The organism is Psychrobacter sp. P11G5 (assembly GCF_001593305.1).
GTDB lineage: Bacteria > Pseudomonadota > Gammaproteobacteria > Pseudomonadales > Moraxellaceae > Psychrobacter.
Genome location: NZ_CP012533.1, coordinates 979,004 through 997,372 on the forward strand (window position 1 = coordinate 979,004; position 18,369 = coordinate 997,372).

General features: G+C 41.4%; 15 protein-coding genes and 1 tRNA gene. 11 read left to right on the plus strand and 5 right to left on the minus strand.

Annotated features, from left to right (window positions below; all coding sequences use genetic code 11):
* Positions 1-759 (minus strand): heavy metal response regulator transcription factor, encoded by a 759-nt coding sequence (locus AK825_RS04180; protein ID WP_068034896.1) that lies wholly within the window; start codon positions 757-759, stop codon positions 1-3.
* Positions 760-1,096: 337 nt separating this feature from the next.
* On the opposite strand from AK825_RS04180, the gene AK825_RS04185 reads away from it, so the two are divergent.
* The 9 genes from AK825_RS04185 to AK825_RS04225 all read left to right on the plus strand — a co-directional run bounded on the left by AK825_RS04185 (position 1,097) and on the right by AK825_RS04225 (position 10,003).
* The gene (locus tag AK825_RS04185; protein WP_068034897.1) at positions 1,097-1,378 is read left to right on the plus strand and encodes a hypothetical protein; all 282 of its coding nucleotides are present in this window, start codon (positions 1,097-1,099) and stop codon (positions 1,376-1,378) included.
* A 245-nt stretch (positions 1,379-1,623) separates the two neighbouring features.
* Entirely contained in the window at positions 1,624-1,896 is a 273-nt protein-coding gene (locus AK825_RS04190; RefSeq protein WP_068034898.1) for a hypothetical protein, read from the plus strand.
* 132 nt (positions 1,897-2,028) lie between these two features.
* The gene (locus AK825_RS04195; protein WP_068034899.1) at positions 2,029-2,628 is read left to right on the plus strand and encodes a cytochrome c; all 600 of its coding nucleotides are present in this window, start codon (positions 2,029-2,031) and stop codon (positions 2,626-2,628) included.
* Positions 2,629-2,789: 161 nt separating this feature from the next.
* Positions 2,790-3,431, plus strand: coding sequence for a DUF411 domain-containing protein (locus AK825_RS04200; protein WP_068034900.1), 642 nt, complete (start codon positions 2,790-2,792; stop codon positions 3,429-3,431).
* 54 nt (positions 3,432-3,485) lie between these two features.
* Positions 3,486-5,189 (plus strand): copper resistance system multicopper oxidase, encoded by a 1,704-nt coding sequence (locus AK825_RS04205; protein ID WP_068034901.1) that lies wholly within the window; start codon positions 3,486-3,488, stop codon positions 5,187-5,189.
* A 25-nt stretch (positions 5,190-5,214) separates the two neighbouring features.
* Complete coding sequence (locus AK825_RS04210; protein ID WP_068034902.1) at positions 5,215-6,342, plus strand: copper resistance protein B; 1,128 nt, start codon at positions 5,215-5,217, stop codon at positions 6,340-6,342.
* Positions 6,343-6,439: 97 nt separating this feature from the next.
* On the plus strand, positions 6,440-6,916 hold the full coding sequence (locus AK825_RS04215) for a DUF305 domain-containing protein (protein WP_037059145.1): 477 nt from the start codon (positions 6,440-6,442) through the stop codon (positions 6,914-6,916).
* 129 nt (positions 6,917-7,045) lie between these two features.
* Positions 7,046-7,225 (plus strand): hypothetical protein, encoded by a 180-nt coding sequence (locus AK825_RS04220; RefSeq protein ID WP_068034903.1) that lies wholly within the window; start codon positions 7,046-7,048, stop codon positions 7,223-7,225.
* A gap of 114 nt (positions 7,226-7,339) precedes the next feature.
* Positions 7,340-10,003 carry a copper-translocating P-type ATPase gene (locus AK825_RS04225; RefSeq protein WP_068034904.1) on the plus strand — a complete coding sequence of 888 codons (2,664 nt, stop codon included), beginning with the start codon at positions 7,340-7,342 and terminating at the stop codon, positions 10,001-10,003.
* Positions 10,004-10,010: 7 nt separating this feature from the next.
* Here the strand turns inward: AK825_RS04225 and AK825_RS04230 are convergent, their stop codons facing one another.
* Together AK825_RS04230 and AK825_RS04235 are read right to left on the minus strand one after the other, a co-directional pair.
* The gene (locus tag AK825_RS04230) at positions 10,011-12,599 is read right to left on the minus strand and encodes a restriction endonuclease-like protein (RefSeq protein WP_068034905.1); all 2,589 of its coding nucleotides are present in this window, start codon (positions 12,597-12,599) and stop codon (positions 10,011-10,013) included.
* An 89-nt stretch (positions 12,600-12,688) separates the two neighbouring features.
* Positions 12,689-14,629 carry a DUF3578 domain-containing protein gene (locus tag AK825_RS04235; RefSeq protein ID WP_203226489.1) on the minus strand — a complete coding sequence of 647 codons (1,941 nt, stop codon included), beginning with the start codon at positions 14,627-14,629 and terminating at the stop codon, positions 12,689-12,691.
* A 374-nt stretch (positions 14,630-15,003) separates the two neighbouring features.
* Between AK825_RS04235 and AK825_RS04240 the strand changes: the two genes are divergently transcribed.
* Complete coding sequence (locus AK825_RS04240; protein WP_068034906.1) at positions 15,004-15,699, plus strand: hypothetical protein; 696 nt, start codon at positions 15,004-15,006, stop codon at positions 15,697-15,699.
* A 152-nt stretch (positions 15,700-15,851) separates the two neighbouring features.
* Here AK825_RS04240 and AK825_RS04245 read toward each other — a convergent pair.
* Positions 15,852-15,938, minus strand: a tRNA-Leu gene (locus AK825_RS04245).
* A 150-nt stretch (positions 15,939-16,088) separates the two neighbouring features.
* Positions 16,089-16,862 carry a ferredoxin--NADP reductase gene (locus AK825_RS04250; RefSeq protein ID WP_068034907.1) on the minus strand — a complete coding sequence of 258 codons (774 nt, stop codon included), beginning with the start codon at positions 16,860-16,862 and terminating at the stop codon, positions 16,089-16,091.
* Positions 16,863-17,433: 571 nt separating this feature from the next.
* On the opposite strand from AK825_RS04250, the gene tsaA reads away from it, so the two are divergent.
* Positions 17,434-18,366: a tRNA (N6-threonylcarbamoyladenosine(37)-N6)-methyltransferase TrmO gene (gene tsaA, locus AK825_RS04255; protein ID WP_068039024.1), complete on the plus strand. Its 933-nt coding sequence runs from the start codon at positions 17,434-17,436 to the stop codon at positions 18,364-18,366.
* The last annotated feature ends 3 nt before the right edge of the window (positions 18,367-18,369 follow it).

Below are 18,369 nucleotides of genomic sequence, written 5' to 3' on the forward strand. Positions count from 1 at the left end.
TTATTTGGCTTCAGCACTATTGATTACACTATCAATTACATTGCTATTGATTGTCGCGCTATCAGCACTCGTGTCCGAAGTATTTAAAGCATCTAATCGATAACCCATTCCACGCACAGTATGAATCAGTTTTACATCAAATTCATCATCAATTTTTAGTCGCAGACGCCTTATAGCGACGTCAATGACATTGGTATCACTATCAAAATTCATATCCCATACTTGCGATGCGATGACTGAGCGCGGTAGTACCTCACCTTGGCGCTCTAACAAAAACTGCAATAAAGAGAACTCTTTTGCAGTCAGTTTAATAGCGTTATCACCTCTATATACGGTGCGTTTGGCCATGTCCATTTTTAAATCCGCTATCTGCATGATGGTACTTTTATAATCTGTTTGATTGGCACGGCGCAACAGGCTTTTTATTCTGACTATCAGCTCAGCAAAGGCAAAAGGCTTAGTCAGATAATCATCTCCACCAATTTCAATGCCTTTGATTTTATCACTCAAATCATCTTTTGCAGTCAGAAATAAGACGGGCGTATGCTTCCCAGCAGCGCGGTAATTGCGTACCAACTCAAAGCCACTGACATCAGGTAGCATCACATCCATTAATACCACGCTGAACTCATCTGTCATCAAAGCATGATAGCCATCTAGACCAGTCGTATGGTGATCAACGATGAAGCCAGCTTCGGTTAGCCCCTTTTTTATATACTCTCCAAGCTTTATCTCATCTTCTACTAGTAATACTTTCATAGCCTATCCTTTTTAATAGCACTTCTTATATTAAGAGCATTTTTTACCGAACTTTAATGATTGATAGCTTAACAGAAGATACTTGATATAACTGCGCGGGCAAAAGAGCCTAGATGCCGCCATTGGTTTTAGCATTTGGTCTTATTGGAGAGTATGACAAGATTGATTTATTTCTAACAAACATGTCATGTCTTCGTCATTAAGCTGTCAGTGTCAATTTAGTATTCTAAATCAACGCTACATAGAAGACCTCTTTTAATAAAGATGACCTCTATAAACGGCTTTACCAATCATCATTCTATTTGAATGTCCAATTATTTATTTTTGAGAGTATTATATGAAAAATTACGGTCTAAAAAATGCAGCTCTATTATCACTGTCGATGCTTATTGGCATGTCAGCAGCAAATGCTCATACTACCAACCTAAGTACTTCGATTATCGAAAACTGCGATGCGGTTACTGAATTTGCAAAAAACGCTGATCATAATGATGCAAAGATATCTGATGCTCAAATGAAAAACTATATCGATGCTAGAGTGGCTTGCGAAGTTCAGCATCAAGATCAACATCTACAATCTGAAAAGCATTTTGTGAACAAATATGGTAGTGGTAAGTGATATTAGCTTTGATGCAATACTAAAGGATTACGCTCAGCATTAAAATCTATAGATACGAAGATGACAGAATTGTCATCTTGGTGTCATCTATCAGTCAGAATGAGTAAGTTATCATTTATACTGATTTAATAGCCTTAGTCTTTGACAACTTTGAGTGGCAATATATTCTTTAAGTTTCAATACATTAAAGCTGAATTCAACCCAAACCTACGCTCTATTAGCTGTTAATCAAATAAGGAATTATTATGTCATTATTCAAATCAATGCCTAAATCAATCATTATTACTGCTGTTGCTCTAGTCGTTTCAACGTCGGCTATGGCTCATGATCCTAAAATGCATGCTGAAAAAGACCAAATGAACTGTGAAAAAATGGAAAAGCATGTGCAAATGATGGGAAAAATGGACCATAGCAAAATGGATATGAACGACCCTGCCATGAAAGCAATGATGGCTAATATGGGAAAAATGAAGCAGATGTATCAAAAACACTGTGTGAGCAGTGACAGTAAGTCTTAAGAGTTTCAAATCTAGTCCTGTTAAATATACATCACTATTATGCAGTTTTACTGAATAAGCAGCTATATTAAACAAGCAGTTTAGTTAAATGATAGTGATGTATTAACAAAAATGGATTTTTAGGATAAGTATATGAAATTCTTACTGGGGATACTTTTTACCGTTGTTGTAGCAATTGCAGGTATCTTCGCTGTTGTTATGAGTGGCATCTCAAATGTTGGGGCTGATCAAGAGCATAGTCCAATGATGTATAGTTTCTTAGAAACCGCTCGCAATCGTTCAATAGAAAATGCCAGTCAAGATATCGTTGTTCCAGATTTAGAACAAGTAGATATGATTAGCACTGGTGGTGCAGACTACAAAGATATGTGTGCAGGCTGTCATTTGTCTCCTGGGGTAGAAAAGACTGATTTCAGTGAAAGTTTATATCCTAAACCGCCTAACTTTACCAAGACTGATGTTGTTGAACGTTATAAAACGAAAGCAGGTGCACAGCAAAGTTTTTGGGCGATTAAACATGGCATCATGGCATCTGGAATGCCAGCATGGGGCGCTTCTCATGATGATGAGAGGATGTGGGCAATGGTTGCTTTTATCAGATCATTACCTGAATTAAATGAAAATCAATACACCATGCTAACGACTAGGTTAGACGACGATATGTTGGATATGTCATTTGATGGTGATATGGATATGGATATGTCGGGTGACGAATCTGGAATGCAGCATTAATTATTTTTAATATCATGGTTTTTAACACATAATTTTCAAGGTCAAGAACGCAGTACTGAATAGTGCTGCGCTTAACATTTTATATTAAACGTATGGTAGTTTAGATGTAAGATAAAGTTTTAGAATATCGAATACGTAAATAAACGCTTAGGAGTGGCTTTATGAGACGCTATACCAATATATTTTCTAGTGAACACAACCGGTTATCTGGTCGTGTTCTTTTAGTGATGGTGACATCTTCACTATTATTAGCGGCTTGTAGCCAATCAAATACGAGCGCTTCTGATTCAAAGCCTGTACAACCTGAGCCAACGGTTGCTACACAAACGGCTCAGGTAGTAGAACCACAAGCTGAGCTTACAGCGGTGACGGCTCCTTTGATAAACCAATCAGAGGTTCTTAAAAACGTTTCTGCCACTGTTTATAAAGATGCCAATTGTGGCTGTTGTAAAGAATGGGTAGGTTATGCAGAAGATAATGGTCTAAACGCAACGGCGAACGATGTTGCAGACTTGTCTTTATTCAAAGAGCGTTATGGCGTACCGCCGCAAATGCAGTCTTGCCATACCGCAGTCACCACCGATGGTTATGTCTTTGAAGGCCATGTCCCCGCCAAGCACATGGCCCAATTCTTAAAAAATCCGCCTAGCGATGCTATCGGTCTTGCCGTACCCGGTATGCCAGTAGGTAGCCCTGGTATGGAGTATCAAAACCAATTTATGCCGTATCAAATTATGCAAATCAATAAAGACGGTACGACAAGCGTTTATGCTGACGTTGAGTCGCCGCAGCAGCAATTGTAGTTTTGGTTTGAATAGAGTTAACCACCATCTCGCAGATTAAGTTAGGTCATCATTATGAATAATAAAAACATGCTTAACCGTCGACGTTTTTTGACAGGGTCATCTACGCTACTTGGCGCGTCTATGTTATCGACGTTACCAACCATTGCCAATAGTGCGTTGGGTGCAAATCAAAAAAACGCCGTCATTAACAGTGATAAACCCGAGCATAAAGTACCCATACTGACAGGCAAAGAGTTTGATCTTTATGTCAGCAAAAAACCCATTATTGTTAATGGAAAATCGAGCACGGCGACACTCATTAATGACTCATTACCAGCGCCGACGCTAAAAATGCGCGAGGGTGATACGGTAGTGATACGCGTCCATAACCAGATGAATGAGTCAACCTCCATTCATTGGCATGGTCTGCTAGTGCCATTCGAGATGGATGGCGTGCCAGGTATTAGTTTTGATGGTATCCCAGCGAATAGCACCTTTACGTATAAATTTACGCTAAAACAATCTGGCACTTATTGGTATCACTCGCACACTGGATTCCAAGAACAAACTGGTATGCGCGGGGCCATTGTCATTGAGCCAAAAGGACGCGAACGTCATCCTATCGAGGAAGACCATGTCATTTTACTCAGTGATTGGACGCACCGCGATCCGCATAACTTACTGAAACTATTAAAGCAACGCGCCGACTTTGATAATTATCATTTACCAGATTTCAAAAAGCTACTGTCCGATATTGCCGCAACAGATCTAGAAGCAGCTTTTGATAAGCGCAAAATGTGGAATCAGATGCGGATGATGCCGACAGATTTTACTGATCTGTCCGGTGAAAAGACCTTTACCTATTTGATGAATGGTAAAACGACAGCGGCTAACTGGACGCAACTTGTCAAGGCTGGACAGCCGGTCAAACTACGTTTTATTAATGGTTCAGCGCAGACAATATTTGATGTACGCATCCCCGGTCTCAAAATGAAAGTCGTCGCGACGGATGGGATTGATGTCAGTCCTGTCGATATCGATGATTTCCGTATTGGGGTGGCCGAGACTTATGATGTCATCGTGACGCCGATTAAAGATGCGCATACCATATTTGCCCAAAACATTGACCGGTCAGGCTATGTTGCGACAACGCTTGCGACTAAAAAAGGCGCTCGTCCTGCGATACCTGCTATGGACAAAATCGAATGGCTGACGATGGCCGACATGATGGGTGCTATGGGCGCTGATGGCTATAAAGCCAAGCATGCTAAGACAGAATATGACTTTAAGTCCGATATGCGCGTTGATAGTCCGCGTATGAACCTTGATGACCCTGGTATTAATCTACGTAACATTGATAGAAAGGTTTTGAATTATAGTCAGTTGCGCTCTGTCGGTGATGAGATAATGGCAGAGCAGCGCAAACCTACCAGAGAGATTGAAATACATCTGACGGGAAACATGGAGCGCTATATTTGGGCTCTAGACGGGGTTATGTTCAAAGATGCCGCACCGGTCAATATTAAGCCCAACGAGCGCGTACGTATTACCTTAGTCAATGACACCATGATGAATCATCCCATGCATTTGCATGGTATGTGGAGCGATCTGCGGATGCCTTCAGGTGAGTTTCAAGTACGTAAGCATACGATAATGGTACAGCCTGCACAAAAGATAAGCTTTGATGTCACCGGAGAAGCTGGCAGATGGGCATGGCATTGCCACTTGCTCTATCACATGGAAGCAGGGATGTTTAGAGAAGTTGCCGTTGTTTAATAAACCTTCGAATATGAGCCTTATTATGAAAATATATAAAGTAGGTCTACCGTTTATTGGCATGTCATCTTTGATGTTATTAATGTCACCTTTAGCAAATGCTGCTGAGATGTCGCACATGGATCATGGCAGTATGGACATGTCTGGTATGGATATGTCTGGTATGGATCACAGCAGCATGGATATGTCGGGCAATATGTCAGATATGGACCATAGTAGTATGGATATGTCAGGCGATATGTCAGATATGGATCATAGCGGCACGGATATGTCGGGCGATATGTCAGATATGGATCACAGTGGCATGGATATGTCAGGCGATATGTCTGATATGGATCACAGTGGCATGGATATGTCGGGCGATATGTCAGGTATGGATCATAGTGGCATGGATATGTCGGGCATGGATCATGGCAGTATGGACATGTCAGGGATGCAAGGTGGGGAAGCACCAGCCGATGCTCGAAGCCCTGACTACTCGAACGGTGTTCCCTATGGTCGCTTTGGTAAGCCTGTGATGATGGGTAGCTTACCGTTATGGGGCGTATCAGTAGACGATCTGGGCTATCAATTTGACGATGATCAAATCAATTATGAGTTTGATACGTGGTACGGTACAGACAGCAACCGCGTAACGCTACGTAGCGAAGGTAGTATCCAAACTAAAGACGATAAAGAAATTGATAGTTTAACCTCACTCGCTTACTGGAAGCCGCTTAGCATTTTTTGGAATGGGGAAGCCGGTGTTGCTTATGATACCGAAAATGATAAATCTGCCGTGATGGCTGGTATCACAGGCACTGCGCCATACTTCATCGAGACCGATGCTAGAGCTTATTTATATACTGATGGGCAAGTTCGTCTAGATCTAGGTGCGGAGTACGAGTGGCGCTTAGATCAGCATTGGGTAGTGATTCCAGAAGTAGAGCTGACGGCATTTAGCAAAGATGATACGGATAACCATATTACTAAAGGCTTTAATGAGTTTGGGGCTGACGTTAGGCTTACTTACGAGATGTTAAGTCGTCAGCTCGCGCCTTATGTGGGTATCAGCTATGAGACCGCTTTAGGCAACGCAAGAGATTTGCGACGTCAAGAAGACGAAGCTGTTGATTCTAGTAGCGTTACAGCTGGTGTGAAATTTTGGTTCTAGTGTTAACCATGTAAGCAAAAAACAGTTTATAACACTAGCTCCAAAAAAAGGCACCTCTTCATTTAGGTGCCTTTTTTACTAAATTAAGGACAAGAATATGAATAACCATATGGATAATAAACAGAAGCAAATGAACCCTTATGTAAAGTTCACAATCATGATTTTAACATCGACAGTGGTGATGTTTATCATGATGTATTTTAATACTTATCAATGGGATCACGTTTATTTTAGCGAAACTAGAGCTTATATGGCGTTATATATGGGCGCTATGATGGCTATTATCATGCTCGCCTTTATGACCAATATGTATAAAAAGACCAAGGTCAACCTAATGGTTTATGGGATTAGTGTCGTGCTATTTGCCTTTGGTTTATGGGGCGTTAGATCACAACAAACGGTCGATCAAGTGGATTGGATGCAAGCGATGATACCGCATCACTCGATTGCTATTTTGACCAGTTCGCGTGCTGATATCGAAGATCCGCGTGTACGCCAGCTTGCTGATGACATTATCGAAGCACAAAAGCGTGAAATCGGTGAGATGCAAGCGCTTATTGATGAGTTGGAATAGACAGTCACAAATTTTGAGCACTTTGTATTAGGTGTCATTAAGTAAGCAGCCTATTGAAAGGTATACGTTCACACGCCAGTACTATATCATTACTTATACTAAGGAAATAACAAATAAGGAGTACTTATAATGGTTATTATGATGCACGGTATGATGAATGGGCCTATGGGTGGCATGATGAATGGATCGATGATGCATGGTATGAGCTGGGGAATGATGGTTGTCTGTTTAGTATTTGCCCTACTGTTTTTTGCCATATTAGTATTAATAATTATGTCGCTGCTCAAATATCTGCGTAAACGAGATTGAGTCTTACGCTTAACTAAGTTGTTAAGCGTGTAAAGCAAGAGTAGAAACAACGGCTATCAGCGGTTGATATAACTGATTCAAGATCTCTACTCATGGTCTTCAAGGAGTGGTTTTATGAAACATATTGACGATACAAAGTCTATAGAAGGTGGACAGTACGATAAAGTACCTGCTGGCTATAGTGGCACAATCTATACCTGCCCAATGCATCCCGAAGTCCGAGATATTGAGGATAGTGGCTGTCCAATATGCAACATGGCACTCAAACCTGAAGACCAAGTTGTTAAAGAGGTCGCTGATTCCAAAGACAATGAAGACAGTCATGCGCATTGTCATGGTACGGATACTACTGATAATAGTGCTGAGGTAAAGTCTATCAAAGGCAGCAAGTACGACAAAGTACCCGAAAATTATAACGGTACGGTCTATATTTGTCCTATGCATCCAGAAGTTAGAGATGTTGAAAAGAGCGACTGTCCGATATGCGGTATGTTCCTTAAACCTGAAGACCAAATTGTTAAAGAGGTCGCTGATTCCAAAGACAATGAAGACAGTCATGCGCATTGTCATGGCACAAAAACTACTACTAACAGCACCGATGTAAAATCTATCAAAGGCGGGAAATACGACAAAGTACCAGACGATTATAAGGGTACAGTCTATATCTGCCCGATGCATCCCGAAGTCCGAGACGTTGAAAATAGTGGCTGTCCAATATGCGGCATGGCACTTGAACCAGAAACGGTTACTATTGGCGAAGAAGATACGTCTGAGCTTGACGATATGACCCGTCGATTTTGGGTTTGTACCGTACTCACCATACCGCTATTTTTATACGCGATGAGCGATATGTTCGGGATAAACTTAGATAATATTGGTCAATATGATATCTCAGGCCCCGTCTCGCAGTGGTTGCAATTAGTGCTTGCTACTCCCGTTGTACTGTGGGGCGCCGCGCCGTTCTTCGTTCGAGGCTGGCAGTCTATAAAAAGCCGCAATCTAAATATGTTTACTTTGATTGCGATAGGCGTAGGCGCTGCTTATATTTTTAGTATTATCGCGACCTTTTTCCCGCATATTTTTCCAGACAGTTTCAGAGATAGCGCTGGTCAAGTCGGTGTGTATTATGAAGCGGCAGCTGTCATCGTAACCTTGGTGCTACTTGGTCAAGTGCTGGAGCTAAAAGCCAGAAGTCAGACCTCGGGCGCAATCCGTGCTTTACTTGAGCTCGCACCGCCGACTGCAAGACGTGTCGATGAAAACGGCAACGAAGTCGAAGTCTCACTTGATGAAGTCATCAGTGGTGACCAGCTAAGAGTTAGACCTGGAGAGAAGCTGCCAGTAGACGGTACTGTGCTCGATGGTAATAGCAATGTTGACGAATCAATGGTTACGGGCGAACCCATTCCTGTCTCAAAAGTGCAAGGTGATACGGTCACCGGCGGTACGGTGAACGGCACTGGCACGCTATTGGTCGAAGCGGTCAATGTCGGAGCAGATTCGGTATTATCCAAAATTGTGCAAATGGTCGCCGAAGCCCAGCGCAGCCGTGCCCCTATCCAGCGCCTAGTAGACCAAGTAGCGGGTTGGTTTGTGCCCATTGTCATTGTCAGCTCTATCATAACCTTTATTGTATGGGCGACATTCGGACCTGAGCCGGCTATGGCCTATGCACTGGTCAACGCTATCGCGGTACTCATTATCGCTTGTCCTTGTGCGCTCGGACTTGCAACGCCGATGTCAATCATGGTCGGTACGGGAAAAGGCGCACAAAATGGCGTACTGATCAAAAACGCCGAAGCACTAGAGACGATGGAAAAGGTTGACACTATTGTCATTGATAAGACTGGAACGCTCACCGCTGGTAAGCCCGAGCTTACCGCAATTGATGCGCTCGCAGGTCAAGATGAAGACGAGTTCCTCGCACTGGTAGCGGCAGTAGAAAGCGCGAGCGAGCATCCTTTAGCAGAAGCTATCGTGAGAGCCGCGCAAGATAGATCACTCATTATTCCTAAAGCTACTGACTTTAATTCGACCACCGGTGAGGGCGTACAAGCCGTAGTCAATGGTAAAAAAGTCGCTATTGGTAACTCAAAGCTTATGGAGAGTTTAAACAGCTTCGATCAGGATTTATCTACTAAAGCCGACGTCCGTAGAAAGGACGGTGAAACAGTAATGTTCGTGGCGATAGATAGTAAAGCTGCTGGTATTATTTCAGTTGCTGATCCTATTAAACTAAGCACCAAAGAAGCTATTTCACTGCTTCATGACGCGGGACTAAAAGTCGTTATGCTAACGGGCGATAACGAAAAAACCGCGCAGGCAGTCGCCAATAAATTAGGTATCGATGAAGTCCATGCCGACGTCTCGCCAGAGGACAAAAACCGCATCGTTAAAGAGATGCAAGACAGCGGTAAATTGGTGGCGATGGCAGGTGACGGTATTAACGACGCGCCCGCACTAGCGCAAGCGAATGTTGGTATCGCTATGGGTACCGGCACTGATGTAGCAATGGAGAGTGCAGGGATTACCCTACTAAAAGGTGATTTGATGGGTATTGCAAAAGCCTATAAGCTTAGCCACGCAACTATGCGCAATATCAGACAGAACCTGTTCTTCGCCTTCATTTACAATGCGCTTGGTGTTCCAATTGCCGCAGGTGTGCTCTATCCCGTATTTGGGCTTCTTCTTAGTCCTATGATAGCAGCGGCAGCTATGAGCTTATCGTCAGTTTCGGTGATTGGTAACGCGCTGAGATTGCGTCGTTTGGAGCTGTGATAGGCGCTCATACTAAAGCTTGGTCATAGACCTGTTTAAGCTCACTAAATTTAGCGGCTTGTTCTAGGTGGTTTAAGGTAGTGAGCTTTATTGATTCTGTAAAAGAAACGCCCGAAACATCATGGATGATATCTTTTAGAGTTAATGGCTTACCCAGCTCAAATAAGTAATAAAGGTCAACTGAATCCGATGATTTGCCTGACTGTTCTTCATTAATGGCACGTCTCGATTTAAGAGTCACGTTTTTGATAGGCCAAAGCATGGTAATTTGCTTGCTATTGGTATTTTGCTCAGATGTGATTGCCAATGCCAAATAGCGTATTTCATTCACAATGTGTTGTTTGTATTTACCTAAAAATGTACTTTGAGGCAGATGATACCAAGTAGCCAATCCATTTTTAAAATTATCAAAATAGGCCGAATGGCGTCCTTTTCCCCCTCCCAAAGCAATAGTCATAATCAGATCAGGATATAGCACTTGCTCCATACCTGAATAGGGAATACGTGCAGCATCTTGTAGATAAAGACTCTCTTCAAGATTATGGGTATGTTGTATTAGTTTATCTGCGTGAGAGTCGTAGTCGTTTACTCGGTAAGCTACAGCGGTACTATTTACAGCACTGCTATTTTTGATTTCGCTGCTATTTTTGCCACTATTATACGTTGGGTTAGTAGCAAGGTTATTCCCCAATTGCTGACGCAAAAAACTCAATAGCCACTGATGCCCATTATTACTATTTGAATCTGTTTTAAAGGGGTTTGGCAGTAATGCGAATGCACCAATCCCGACCTCGTTGATCTCATCAAGATAAGGATTCGTAGTAACTGCTTGATTAAAGTAACCGGGATATAAAGCAAAAGCACCGAATACTGGACGGCTTTTTTGGAATTCAGTCGTATCTTTGCTTTCTTTATCCTTTGTCAGACGAATTAAAGCATCACGGTAACGGTGCATCTGATTTATCGCATCATCTGGCACGTAGTCGGTAGTATCGATATTTATATCAGTATCATCGTAGCGATTTTTAATGGTCTTAATACGGTACTTAGCGTCAAATAGCCAAATAAAGCGCTTGTTGCTAGGTTTAGGTAGCGTTATCTCTAATACAATATCAGGCTTCTGGCTGATGAGATATGAGCGAATATCTGCCCCTGCTTTAGTGAAAATTGGCTCGTGAGCGAGCCTTGCTGTAACCCCATCGCTACGCTTAAATTCAAATGCACCAGCGAAGCCATCCTTTAACTGATATTCAAAAAAGTCATTCAACTTTAGTGACTGTTTTTCAGTAGTTATTTCTTCAAAGCCAAGCTCATCTAGCAAGATGTTTCTGAGGGTTAAAAAACACCACACCTCATAAATTTCAGCGACCGACTTCATAGAGATATTAGATTGATTGTCAAAGACATCTAGGTAAAATTTTAACTCTTGCCAAATTCGATATACCGAGCTGTAGCCGACCTTTTGCTGCAATACCAATGACTCGTGGTTACGTCCATTATAAGCACCGACATCAGTCATAAAGCCTTGTTTCAGGGTTTTCTGTAGAGGCTGTTGCCAGTGGTGTAGCTCATCTAAAAACGTGTTAGACAGCCGTTGTTTATCCGGTGCTGCGTTGTTTCGTCTAAGCTTATGTTCAAAGTCAGCCAGTCGCTTCTTGGAGGTAGAGACCACCATCTTAACAAAGCGGTTCTCTGGAGTATCTACGCTCAGCTGTTTTTTGGTGACTTGATAGCGCTTTTCATACAGACCATTAGCAAAATCTTCTTTTATTTTTGCACCCAGTCGCGCTGGTAGCTTACCTTTTAGCCGTGATGCTTTATTATAAGAGGTATGTGCTTGTAGGCGGCTATGCGGTGCTTGGTTTATGACTTTAAGACCTTGCTCAAGTTGGCTACGCAGATGGCTAAAATTAGCTAACCATAACAATGGAAAGTAGTTACGCTGTTGGCTGTTCGCGGCATCCTGCTCGGTTTTTTCTACTAAGCTAAAGCGCCATAGCGGAAAGACGCTATCAATCGACCGATACATCGCTGGCAAGTCATCGTGCAAGCTCATCTTGGTGGGCAGCACTTCAAAGGCAATATGGCTTTGATGGGTTTGACCGTTTGTGACATATTCGAGAGGAAGGCGCATCCAGCCGACATGGTTAGAGGTATTAATAGATCCTGTCAAACGTGCTGGTATTGAGCGATGTGCTTCAACGAATCGAAAGCTTTCATTCACTAAATGACTGCGATGGGTTAAATAAGCGTTTTCAGTTTTCGCTTGTTCATCAAAGCCCTTTTTATCAAAAAATACCCATTCAAATTGATATTGGATATTTTCAAAGAAGATAGGCTCATTAATCTCAATTTGGTTAAGCAGAGTAGACTGGTTAATTGCATCATCTATGTCGATTCGCTGACCCATAAAGGTAGCATCAATGATAGATAATGGCGGAGAAAAGCGGATAACGGGTATCTGGTAATGAGTAAGGTCATTAGGCGCATGGCGTTTTTCTACAGTTGCCTGATAAGCAGCTTGCCGTTTGCTAATATCGCTACACCAAATGGACAGCTCAAAATCAGGAGTTTGTATCCGTAACAGTTCTGGCATTATTGCTCCATTAATTTTGCTGTATCAGTGCTAAATGCCAAAGGCTAAGAGCAGCTACTCAGTTTAGATGTGCTTACGCATTTTAGCGATTAAGGCCAGAAACTGGTGAATCCTGAACGCTCTAAACGTCCTTTCATCCATGCCAGTTTAGCTCTACTGCGACAAGTGATACGCAATACTTTATCATCCTCTTTTGCTACTAACTTCTCGCGATATAAGTCAGGACGAGCATTAGAAGAATTCTTTGATTCATGCCAAATATCAGTAAGCTCTCGTGCTAATACGAGCGATAGCTCATCAAACAATGAATCGTTGTTAGTAGTACTATTATGAATAGTCAGTTTATCGTGATCACCTTCGATACGTGGTAATACCTTACACATCAAGAAGTCATCCCATACCGCTTTTAGCTGCTGCTCATCTGTAGGTTGGGTACTAATCACTGCTAGCAATAGCTCGTTGAGTGCTCTAAAAGCCAGTTGGAATGGAGTATTGTCCAATACCTGATTAATTGCCTTTAAAAACTCGATACTTTTGCGACCGTCACTATCTATCACTGGTAGATCGTCAACAGTGGCGTGAGAATAAATAGGATAGCTAAGGATGTTATGAGTGACCTCTGACTTAAAGAAATGATCAAAGTCATTGGGGAAAAACTCACCAAAATCAAAACTTAAGGCACGATCGATAACTTTGCGTGAGAAGCCATGGGTAGTCTCATCCATATTTACCGTACCAGCGACGATTAGATTAAAGGGTAGGCTTAAACCATGCTCACAAAACAATTCCCACTCTCTATCGTATTTACTATCTATAAAACCCAAATCGCTACGCAGTTTGTTTGTGTCCGCTAATTGTTTAATAGTTGCTGATTTCAAAAGAGGATCACAGCAATAATCAAATTGCTCAGCATCCCATTGCCATACGCGTGTCTCTAACACTGATAAATAATCAGCAAAATACTGCTCAACAGGCGCTAAGTTCATCTCATCTAAGCATAGCCAATAGGGCAGTACTCTATCTAATTGAGCTTTATCGCCAGTCACAGTGAGCCTTGTATCAAGGCCGTTAGAGTCACTGACGCTTAGCTTAAGCCCAGCATCGATAATCGCCCGCCACGACTTAGCAATGAATTGCAGCACATCAGTGGTGATATATTCAGCGTTACCATCTCCACCCAAGCGTGATATATAACCCAATATGTCACTAGGCTCATGCCAATCAGGGCGTACGGAAGTTAGGCAGTAAGTATCGCTAAGGCTGCCTGTGGCTTTGGCTTGCTCACGGACAAAGCGAGTTTTACCAGTGCCAGAGATACCAGCTAGGAGTAGGAAGGGTTTGGATAGGGGAGTTACATCATCAGGGAGAGATTTTTGCTTTTTTTGGAGAGGTTTAGTTCTTTCTTCTGGCTTATTCATAGTAAATTTCTGCAACTCTACTTCAATATCTAAGGTTTCTATCTTCCGATAATAAAACAATAGCTTTCGTAGATCTTGCTTTAAAGATTCACTGTCTAGCTCTATATCTAGGCTATAGTACTTAGCAACGATATTTGCAGTCTCATAAGACTTACCTAATGGTGTATTCGCATTTAAATCTATTCTTTGCTCGCCCCAGTCTTTTAATTCAGGAAACTTTTCAAGTATATACTTCTTAATAAGCTCTGCCCTGATATCAGCTTTAACTTTACCTAGCTCTTCCTTAGGTGTTGTTGTACCTTGGTTTAAAGATAAGTAAAAACCTAAGCCATCGGTACTGAATAAGTACACAGGGTATATACCATCTTGGATTGCTGTCGTTATTTTGGGATTAAGTATTGCAAGCCATGGAATATTAGCCCAATTTCCAGCTCCCACGCTAGCTTTTATTAAATAGTTATTATCAAAATCTTTAACGATAGCTGCTATTTCTTCTTTTAAGTCGTTTCTCAAAAAGTTGGCGGTTGGATGGTTTGTAAAAGACTCATTAGTTGCTTGAACCCAACTAGAAGTAAATTTCTTTAATTTTTCTGCAAGGTTCATGTCAGCCATTTATTCATCCAAAAGGTCAGCTTAAGTTTGTTGATTAGTGTACACAATACTAATAAGTTAGGCCAGACAAGGTAATAGATTCTGTATCGTGAGAATATAAAAACTATTGATCTCAGTTATTTTTCTAATCTATATAGTCTAAGCAATTAACCAAACATTAATATTTCTCAGAGTTTGTGCTGGGCTAAAGCCTCAGCCTACGGACGAATCGCTTATAAAATAGCCTTCTGCTAAAGTAGGCTGTATATCTAAAAGTTACTGAATAAGGGATAATACCCGTCATGGATTCTGCGACACTATAATAGCTAAAATGAGCCGAAACTTATAGCCGTAGACATTCAATACCGCAAACTCATATAACAAGGCAGTTCTGAATGACCAACAATAACCCATATAATCTTGTGCCCCTGCAACCTACCGGCAGAAACGAAGAAGACAACGTAAACACCTATTCTCCTGATGACATGATAACCATATACGAGCAACAGTTTCTCACGCAAGTACCCGAAGACAAACTAACCGAGTTTTTACCAGCTCTAAAAGCCTTTTATGATATCGATGATAATACTTTAGATATCAGCGCGGTTATTTTTGACGCCATCGCTGATTTTTGTATTATCTATAATCACAAGGTAAAAGTAGGTGATTATCAGATATTAGGAAGCTTAGTAGAAGAGCAGATTGAAGTAGATGCAGACAATGCAAACGATGAAAGTAGTGATAGCCAAGCCTACACGATAGACTGTATGCGTACTTTCTTCATTAATGATGTAGAGTTGCCTTATCACTTTAATCTATTCATCCAAGGCGAGGGTTATTCTACTTTAACTGAAAAAGATACGTTATTAGAAAAAATATATTGGTTCGTCCATGCTGGATTTGACGAGCACCTATTAGGTAATCCTGAGGATGCCGTCAGCTTAGAGTCTATCAACGAAGAGCTAGCTAGTTTGGGTATCAGAGAGCTGGATCTGACCACCATCTATGAATTAGTCGATTATGTTGAAGACAGTATCATAGATGATGACATGGTAGATACGCTAAATAAGCTAATAGATGACGCTGAGTAGGGTCTGGTTTTAGTCGTAGGGTACATTACACATACTCTACGAGCTAGGGCCAATATATTAGAACGAATATATTGTAGGTTTTTAAAAGCATTTTATAAACTAACACGCAAAAAAATACCGCTAACAATAAATCGTTAGCGGTATTTTAGTATTGGTACCGGTGGTCGGACTTGAACCGACACGCTTTTAAAGGCAACGGATTTTGAATCCGTCATGTCTACCAATTCCATCACACCGGCGTGTTAGGTGATAAAGTCTGTTTAAAAACTAAACATTATCGAATTGGGCTACAGGGTTAACTGTATAGGCTGCGTATTATAACAGCCTATTTTTAGCCGTCAAGAATTATTTATGATAATTGCGTATTAATTAACTCAGTACTAATTAACTTACCCGACAAAGGCACGTTCAACCGCATAATCTGCCTGTACGCCCATGCGTGGTGAGACAGTAAGACCGAAGTCATCTAAAATCGCTGAAACTTCCGCATTGAATGGCATGCTACCGCAAATCATCACACGGTCATCTTCTTTATTCATCGGTGGTAAACCAATATCTTCAAACAGTTTGCCTGATTTCATCAAATCAGTGACACGCCCAGTATTTCTAAACTCTTCACGCGTGACAGTCGGATAGTAGATGAACTTTTCGCGGTACCATTCGCCAAAGATTTCATCATTTGGCAGCTCATTTTCGAACATATCTTGATAAGCCAAATCATCGATGTAACGTACGCCATGTACCAAAATGATTTTATCAAAGCGCTCATAAACTTCAGGGTCACGCGCTAATGCTAAGAACGGCGCAAGTCCAGTACCAGTTGATAGCATATAAAGGTGTTTACCTGGCAATAAATCGTCAAGCACTAATGTACCTGTCGGTTTTTTACTGACCAATAGCTCGTCACCAACTTTGATATGCTGCAAGCGTGAAGTTAATGGGCCGTCTTGAACCTTGATAGAAAAGAATTCTAGATGCTCTTCATAGTTAGGGCTAGCAATCGAGTAAGCGCGTAGTAATGGTCTGCCATCGATAGCGAGACCAATCATCGCAAACTCACCATTACGAAAACGTAAACCGTCATCGCGTGTGGTTTTGATGCTGAATAGAGCGTCATTCCAGTGATGAACCTCTGTGACCGTTTCGGTGCGAAGTTTTGACATAAAGTCCTCGTTAATAGATTACTGACTACATTATTAGGTTTAAATGAGTGTTAAATTAAAATTTTCAACGGTGAATCCAATATTCTAAAAGTACCTGCTGTTTTCAATCATTATCAAAATTATGATAAAGACAGTTATAAAAACAGCTATCGCAACTGCTCATGATCCAAAATATTAAACTTATTAAGCTTTGAGGATATGAGTTCAATATAAACTGTTGTTTTAACATTATTATAAGCGTTATAAGGGGCTGGGAATGCCTGCAAAGTCTATGTATAGAGACGCTAGCATATGAATGCAAGCGATTCTCAACAAATTCACCGCTCATAATACCAAACTTTAAAATAAAAATCCGCTAAGTGGCTCTGAGCGGGCATGATAAAATAGAATATCGTTAGTAAATAATTTTGTATGATTGGATGAGACCGTTTTATAGTCAGTCTGTTTTATTGTATAAATCTGTTTTGAATAGATAGATTGTCACTAGTGGAAAGTTTTTTGGAGAGTTTTTATGTCAGGTGACAATGCGTTAGAGGGCGATAAGTCAAAGGGCAATGCGTTAGAGGACAATGTGTCAGAAAGCTATGCGTCAGAGGGCTTTCACCATGCGCCAATTATTGGCTATCATCGTGCGCCACTATCACAGAAGTTTGGGGCGCCAAGACAGCCAAATTTGGTGGCACTGACTAGCGTGATTGAAATGCTAGCGCCTTACGATACACCAGCGGCATTTGTCGGATTAGAAGCGTTTAGTCATATTTGGCTTAGCTGGCAGTTTCATCATAACTATATAAATAAAAACGGCCATGTAAATAAAGCGGATAGCAATTTTCGTGCGCAAGTACGACCACCACGGCTAGGCGGTAATGAGAAGATAGGCGTGTTTGCCAGTCGTAGTATGTATCGACCTTCAGGTTTAGGGCTGTCTGTGGTTAAACTTGAACGGGTTGAGGTAGTAGAAGGTCGCGTATTACTTATCATTAGCGGTGCTGATATGATTGATGGTACGCCAATTATCGATATCAAACCCTATGTGGCTTATAGCGATGCTGTTGATGATGCAGAGAGTGGCTTTGCGCCAACTGCACCAACACTGCTGGATGTGACAATGACTGAATCTGCTTACAAGCAGTTTATGACTCTGATTAATGTAGAGCAGGTTAATGTAGAGCAATCTGATAAAGCTAATAATAAAAATAATAACACAAATAGTGGTACGGAAAATGCTGCATTACTTTTTATAAATTCAATGAATTTAACAAACTTAACAAATTCGCTAAACTCAAGAGATGGGCTTGTCCACAAGGTGCAAAAGCAATTGCTGGAATCTGATATCGACTCTATAAAAGCCTTAATCGCGCAAGATCCACGTCCAGCCTATCGCCGTACGGAGATAAATACACCTTTTATCATGCGCTATAAGTCTGTGGATGTGAGTTTTCAGCTGATAGAATCAGGGCAGCTACAAATAATGGCAGTTGTAGAAGTGAATGAGACCTTGTAGGGT

Excerpts from the sequence above, each read along its gene's own strand:
- AK825_RS04180 (WP_068034896.1), bottom strand. The coding sequence starts at position 759 with ATGAAAGTATTACTAGTAGAAGATGAGATAAAGCTTGGAGAGTATATA.
- AK825_RS04185 (WP_068034897.1), top strand. The coding sequence starts at position 1,097 with ATGAAAAATTACGGTCTAAAAAATGCAGCTCTATTATCACTGTCGATG.
- AK825_RS04190 (WP_068034898.1), top strand. The coding sequence starts at position 1,624 with ATGTCATTATTCAAATCAATGCCTAAATCAATCATTATTACTGCTGTT.
- AK825_RS04195 (WP_068034899.1), top strand. The coding sequence starts at position 2,029 with ATGAAATTCTTACTGGGGATACTTTTTACCGTTGTTGTAGCAATTGCA.
- AK825_RS04200 (WP_068034900.1), top strand. The coding sequence starts at position 2,790 with ATGAGACGCTATACCAATATATTTTCTAGTGAACACAACCGGTTATCT.
- AK825_RS04205 (WP_068034901.1), top strand. The coding sequence starts at position 3,486 with ATGAATAATAAAAACATGCTTAACCGTCGACGTTTTTTGACAGGGTCA.
- AK825_RS04210 (WP_068034902.1), top strand. The coding sequence starts at position 5,215 with ATGAAAATATATAAAGTAGGTCTACCGTTTATTGGCATGTCATCTTTG.
- AK825_RS04215 (WP_037059145.1), top strand. The coding sequence starts at position 6,440 with ATGAATAACCATATGGATAATAAACAGAAGCAAATGAACCCTTATGTA.
- AK825_RS04220 (WP_068034903.1), top strand. The coding sequence starts at position 7,046 with ATGGTTATTATGATGCACGGTATGATGAATGGGCCTATGGGTGGCATG.
- AK825_RS04225 (WP_068034904.1), top strand. The coding sequence starts at position 7,340 with ATGAAACATATTGACGATACAAAGTCTATAGAAGGTGGACAGTACGAT.
- AK825_RS04230 (WP_068034905.1), bottom strand. The coding sequence starts at position 12,599 with ATGCCAGAACTGTTACGGATACAAACTCCTGATTTTGAGCTGTCCATT.
- AK825_RS04235 (WP_203226489.1), bottom strand. The coding sequence starts at position 14,629 with ATGGCTGACATGAACCTTGCAGAAAAATTAAAGAAATTTACTTCTAGT.
- AK825_RS04240 (WP_068034906.1), top strand. The coding sequence starts at position 15,004 with ATGACCAACAATAACCCATATAATCTTGTGCCCCTGCAACCTACCGGC.
- AK825_RS04250 (WP_068034907.1), bottom strand. The coding sequence starts at position 16,862 with ATGTCAAAACTTCGCACCGAAACGGTCACAGAGGTTCATCACTGGAAT.